Origin of the sequence: Streptomyces sp. HSW2009 (genome assembly GCF_040240285.1) — a bacterium.
Taxonomy (GTDB): Bacteria; Actinomycetota; Actinomycetes; order Streptomycetales; family Streptomycetaceae; genus Streptomyces.
This window is the reverse complement of record NZ_JBEHZD010000603.1, coordinates 1-4,321: the sequence shown is the minus strand read 5'-3', so window position 1 is coordinate 4,321 and position 4,321 is coordinate 1. Positions and strand designations below refer to the sequence as shown.

The 4,321-nt window shown below is 74.7% G+C and carries 4 protein-coding genes; 1 reads left to right on the top strand and 3 read right to left on the bottom strand.

Translation table 11 applies throughout. The features are described from left to right. Positions 1-374: 374 nt before the first annotated feature. From AAHZ94_RS29325 to AAHZ94_RS29315, 3 genes are all read right to left on the bottom strand, one after another. The gene (locus tag AAHZ94_RS29325; RefSeq protein ID WP_349996692.1) at positions 375-545 is read right to left on the bottom strand and encodes a hydrophobic protein; all 171 of its coding nucleotides are present in this window, start codon (positions 543-545) and stop codon (positions 375-377) included. A gap of 74 nt (positions 546-619) precedes the next feature. Continuing rightward, positions 620-1,576 (bottom strand): hypothetical protein, encoded by a 957-nt coding sequence (locus tag AAHZ94_RS29320; RefSeq protein ID WP_349996690.1) that lies wholly within the window; start codon positions 1,574-1,576, stop codon positions 620-622. After that, complete coding sequence (locus tag AAHZ94_RS29315; RefSeq protein WP_349996689.1) at positions 1,573-2,823, bottom strand: glycosyltransferase family 4 protein; 1,251 nt, start codon at positions 2,821-2,823, stop codon at positions 1,573-1,575. The genes AAHZ94_RS29320 and AAHZ94_RS29315 overlap by 4 nt, the downstream gene beginning before the upstream one ends. A 631-nt stretch (positions 2,824-3,454) precedes the next feature. Here AAHZ94_RS29315 and AAHZ94_RS29310 point away from each other — a divergent pair. Beyond that, positions 3,455-4,237, top strand: a complete 783-nt coding sequence (locus AAHZ94_RS29310) for a DUF8842 C-terminal domain-containing protein (protein ID WP_349996688.1) — start codon at positions 3,455-3,457, stop codon at positions 4,235-4,237. The last annotated feature ends 84 nt before the right edge of the window (positions 4,238-4,321 follow it).

Genomic DNA, 4,321 nt, shown 5'->3' with positions numbered 1-4,321 from the left:
GGGGGGGGGGGCGCGGGGCCGGGCCGCGCCCGCGGGGGGGGGGGGCCCCCCCGCGGCCCCCGCCGCCCCCCCCCCCCGCGGGGGGGGTGGGGCCGGGGCGGGCTGGCGTGGGATGAACCGGTTGGTGGTCCGGCCCTGTTCGGGACGGTCCCGGGGCACGGACCGGCGCGGTCTGCGCTGCCGGAGAACCGGCGTCGGCGGAGTCCGTCGCAGGGGCCGTCGCCGGTCGCGGTCACCGCCGCTACGGGGACGGCTCACCGCCTGCGCCCGGCGGGGTCGCTAGGTGTCCGGACCGCGCGGCGCCGGCAGTGGGCCGGGGGCGGCGCGGCGTGCGCCGCCCTGCCGGGCGCCGCCGGGCGCCCGGGCCGCCGCGCTCACCACCGGTACCAGCGTGAGCGGCGCCCACTGGCCGTCGTGGAGCGCAACAGGAAGCCGAGCAGCCAGACGACCAGCACGGCGATGGCGATCCACCACAGGACCTTGATCGCGAAGCCGGCGCCGAACAGCAGCAGCGCCAGCAACAGAACGAGTAGGACAGGAACCATGCTTCACACCTCCAGGGCCATCGGTTGCCCCGGTGGGCGCAGTTCATGCCGCAACCCGGTCCCGGTCGGCGGTGCTACGCCCCCTCGATGCGCACCGACAGGTCGTTGTCGGCCGTGTAGTACGGGGCGGCGCGCACCGATCCGCGGTCCGTGGTGAGGGTCAGCGCCGGGTAGGCGAAGACGGGCTTCTTGTCCACCACGTCGTCCAGGATGCGCGCGATGCGCACGGCGTGCTGCGCGGTGGCCGCCGCTCCGGGCCCTGCCGCGGGCTCCGCCCCGTCCGTCTCCGCTACGGCGTCGCCGGTTGCCGGTGCGTCAGTCGTACGGGACAGCCACAGGTCCCAGATGTCCTGCCCGCCCTCCCAGTGCGCGGCCAGGTCGGCGTACCCGAGCGTGAAGCGGAAGTCCGCGTCGTCCACCGTGACCGGCACCGTGTGCACCACCGACGGGTCGCGGCGCAGCCGGGCCCGCACCACCGCGCCGGCCAGCCACTGCGCCGGCCGCTCCAGCCGGTAGAGCCGGGCCTCGGCGCTCAACGTGCCGTCCGCGACGCGCAGGTCCCCGGCCTCCGCGTGCGGCGCCCGCAGCCAACTGCGCAGCGAGAGGTTGCCGTGCTTGGTGGTGTACGGGATGCGGACGGCCAGCGGCGACAGGCTGGGGCCCGGGCGGCGGTCCACCAGCGAACGCAGGTCGTGCAGCCCGGGCGCCAGCCGGCGGGCCGGTGCCTCACCGCACGCCACGTACACGTCCCAGCGCCCCTCGGGCAGGGCGACGGTGCTGGGCAGCACCGCGCGCAGCCGCCGCTCGCCAGCCGGCGACAGCGGAAGGCGCACCTCCTCGGCCCCGTGCTCGTCCCCGCGCAGCCGCAGCACCAGGGCGGCCTCCCCGCCGGCGTCCGGTGCCGGTGGGTCGACGATGTCGAAGGTGAGCCCGCCGGCGGAGTCGGCGACGCTGTCCGCGCGCAGCGGCGCGTTCGTCTCCGGCGAGGGTCTGGAGGCGGGCGTGGGCAGTTCTGCTGAGGTGGTCGTCATGCGGCACGTGCCTTTCTGAACGCCAGCCGCCCGGCGTCCTTGGTCGCGTACACGCCACTGAGCAGGGCGCCTCGCGTGCGGTGGAGCGAGCCGCGCAGTCCCCCGCGCGACAGCAGGTCACTGAAGAGCGCCTCGTACCGCCCGGCGACCTGGGAGGGGTCGAAGCGGGCGGAGTTGGCGAGTGCGGCGCGGCCCATGCGCTGCCGCAGGTCGTCGTCGTTGATCAGGTCGAGCAGGGCAGCGGCGATGGCGTTCACGTCACCGGGCGGCACCAGCCGGCCGTCCACGCCGTCGTCGATGATCTCGCCGGGACCGTGCGGGCAGTCGGTGGAGACCACCGGCAGGCCGCAGCGCATGGCCTCCACGATGGTCATGCCGAAGGATTCGAGGCTTGAGGTGACGGCGGCGATGGAGCCCTTGGCCCACTCGGGGTCGAGCGGGTTGGCCGGGCCCATCAGGTAGACGTGGTTGTAGAGGCCGAGGCGGTCGATCAGACCGCGCAGCTTGTCGCGCTCGGCGCCGCCGCCGTAGATCCGCAGCCGCCAGTCCGGCCGCTGCTCGGTCACCTTCGCGAACGCCTTGATCAGCAGGTCATACCGCTTGACCGGGGCCAGCCGGCCGGCCGCCACCACCCACTTGCCGGTGCCGTCGGCCGGGGCGAGCGGCGGCTCGGGCACGCTGTTGGGCACGGCTTCCACGCGGACACCGGGCAGTCGCATCTGGCGGCGGTAGGTCCGGGCGTCGGCCTCGGTCACCGTGGTCACCGCGTCCAGCCGCGGGTAGAGGCCGCGCAGCGTCGCCTTCAGCGACTTGGAGTGCGTGCTGAGCGTGAGGTGTTCCTGACCGACCCGCACGACGCCGCGCCGCGCCTCGCGCGCGATGTGGCAGTTGAGGCCGGGCCGGGTGCCGACCACCACGTCGGTCTCCAGAGCGGCCAGGTGGTCGGCGATGCGCAGGTCGGTCAGCTCGCTGTACTGCTTGTAGCGGCCTTCGGACCGGGGGAACACGCGCGCGGGCTTGGTGTACCGCGGGTCGTCGCCCTCGTAGTGCGGGCTGCCCTTGCGGATGTCGACCAGGTGTCGCAACGTCACCTTGGAGCCCGGGTCGAAGACCGGCTCTTCACGGTGGCGGAAGACGGAGACGATCTCCACGTCGTGGTGTTCCGCCAGCGTGCGGGCGGTGTTGTACGTGGTGCGGATCGTCCCACCGATCCCGTACGCGTTGTGAATCAGGAATGAAATATGCATCCGGCCCCGTAATTCCGACATCTGGCGGTTCGCCGCGGACGGTCCCTCGTCCGCCTAGCTCAAGGTAAGACGGGGAAAACGGTTGCCGGGTTGGCCGCCCACACCATCTTGTTCTCCAAGCGATGTGAAATCGGTAGCCACCCTGGGGAACTTTCGCCCGTCGGACACCATCATGGCTGGTGAGCGCCGCCCGCCGGACATCCGCCGCGCCCCACCGGGGCCTGCCCAGCGGCCGTACGGGACGACCTTCCGCCCCCGTACGGGCCGCCGGCGCCACCCCCGTCAGCCCGCCCCGACCTGCCGACCCCTGGCCTGATCCCGGCCCCGGCGGCGCGGGCCACCGGCCGCCGAGCGGGGGCTCTCCGACGATCCACGCCGGCCCCGAGGGCGGATTCCGGCCGGGGCCGCGCCGGCCGCCAGGACCCGACCGGCCGGCCCGGCGCCGCTCCGGCCAGCGGCGCGACCGGCCCCACCGGCCCAGCAAGCGCTTTCACTGCGCCGCCACCCACGCCCCGCTACGACGCGTTTCCACCCCGTCGCCGGGCGTGACCCGCGCCGCCGTCTCCCGTTGAGCTCTTTACGAGCCGGGGAACCCACCCGGCGCAGGGAAGACAAATTCGAGGAGCCACCCGTGCCGCGCATGCTCGACGTCAGCGACGACGTACGCGCCGAGATCGGCGACGACGAGGCCGAACGGCTACTCGTCGGCGACAACACCCCGGGAAACTACGACTGCACCTCCTGCCGCACCCCGGGTGACGCCGCGCAGGAGCCCACCAGCACGGTGCTCTTCGTCGGTGAGGAGACCGCCGTCCTCGCCTTCGCCCACGCCTCCTGCATCCCCTCGCAGGTGGTCACGGTCTCCGAAGAGCAGCTCCAGGGCGCCGTGCGGTCGATCACCGCGGGCCAGGACGCCGACACCATCGCCAAGAGCGATCCCCGCCAGGCGGTGCTCGGCGTGACCAGCGGCCTGATCCTGCTCGGCGGTGACGTGCACCCGGCGCTGGTCGTCGAGCCGACCGGGCCCATCGTGCGCCCCGGCTCCGACAGCCCGGGCGACGACTTCCTGCCCCTCCTGACCGAGCAGGGCTTCCGCCCGGTGACCAACCTGGAGCAGCGGCCGGACGCGAACGCGGGCTGGTCGGTCCTACTCGCCATGGGCCAACTGCACGCGATCCTCTCCCCGGGCGCCGACGGCAGCGCCTCCACCGCCTGGTGGCAGGCGCACCAGCCGCTGCACGTGACCGAGGGCTGGCGGGCCGCGGTGAACCGGTCCAACACCGTCTTCGTCTACGCCGCCCCGGCCGGGGTGATCGGCCAACAGCCACGCGAGGACCTGCTCCGCGAGGCCCTGGAGCGGGCCGCGAAGCGCGGGGCGCTGGTGGGCGCCGCGATGCCGCTCGCGGGCACGTGAGGCAGGCCGGGGCGGCCCCCCGCCCCGGGGCCCCCCCCGCCGGGCCCCCCCCCCGCGCCCCCAGAGCCCCCGCCCCGCCCCCCC

Coding starts and splice junctions, on each gene's coding strand:
- AAHZ94_RS29325 (WP_349996692.1), bottom strand. CDS start 545: ATGGTTCCTGTCCTACTCGTTCTGTTGCTGGCGCTGCTGCTGTTCGGC.
- AAHZ94_RS29315 (WP_349996689.1), bottom strand. CDS start 2,823: ATGCATATTTCATTCCTGATTCACAACGCGTACGGGATCGGTGGGACG.
- AAHZ94_RS29320 (WP_349996690.1), bottom strand. CDS start 1,576: ATGACGACCACCTCAGCAGAACTGCCCACGCCCGCCTCCAGACCCTCG.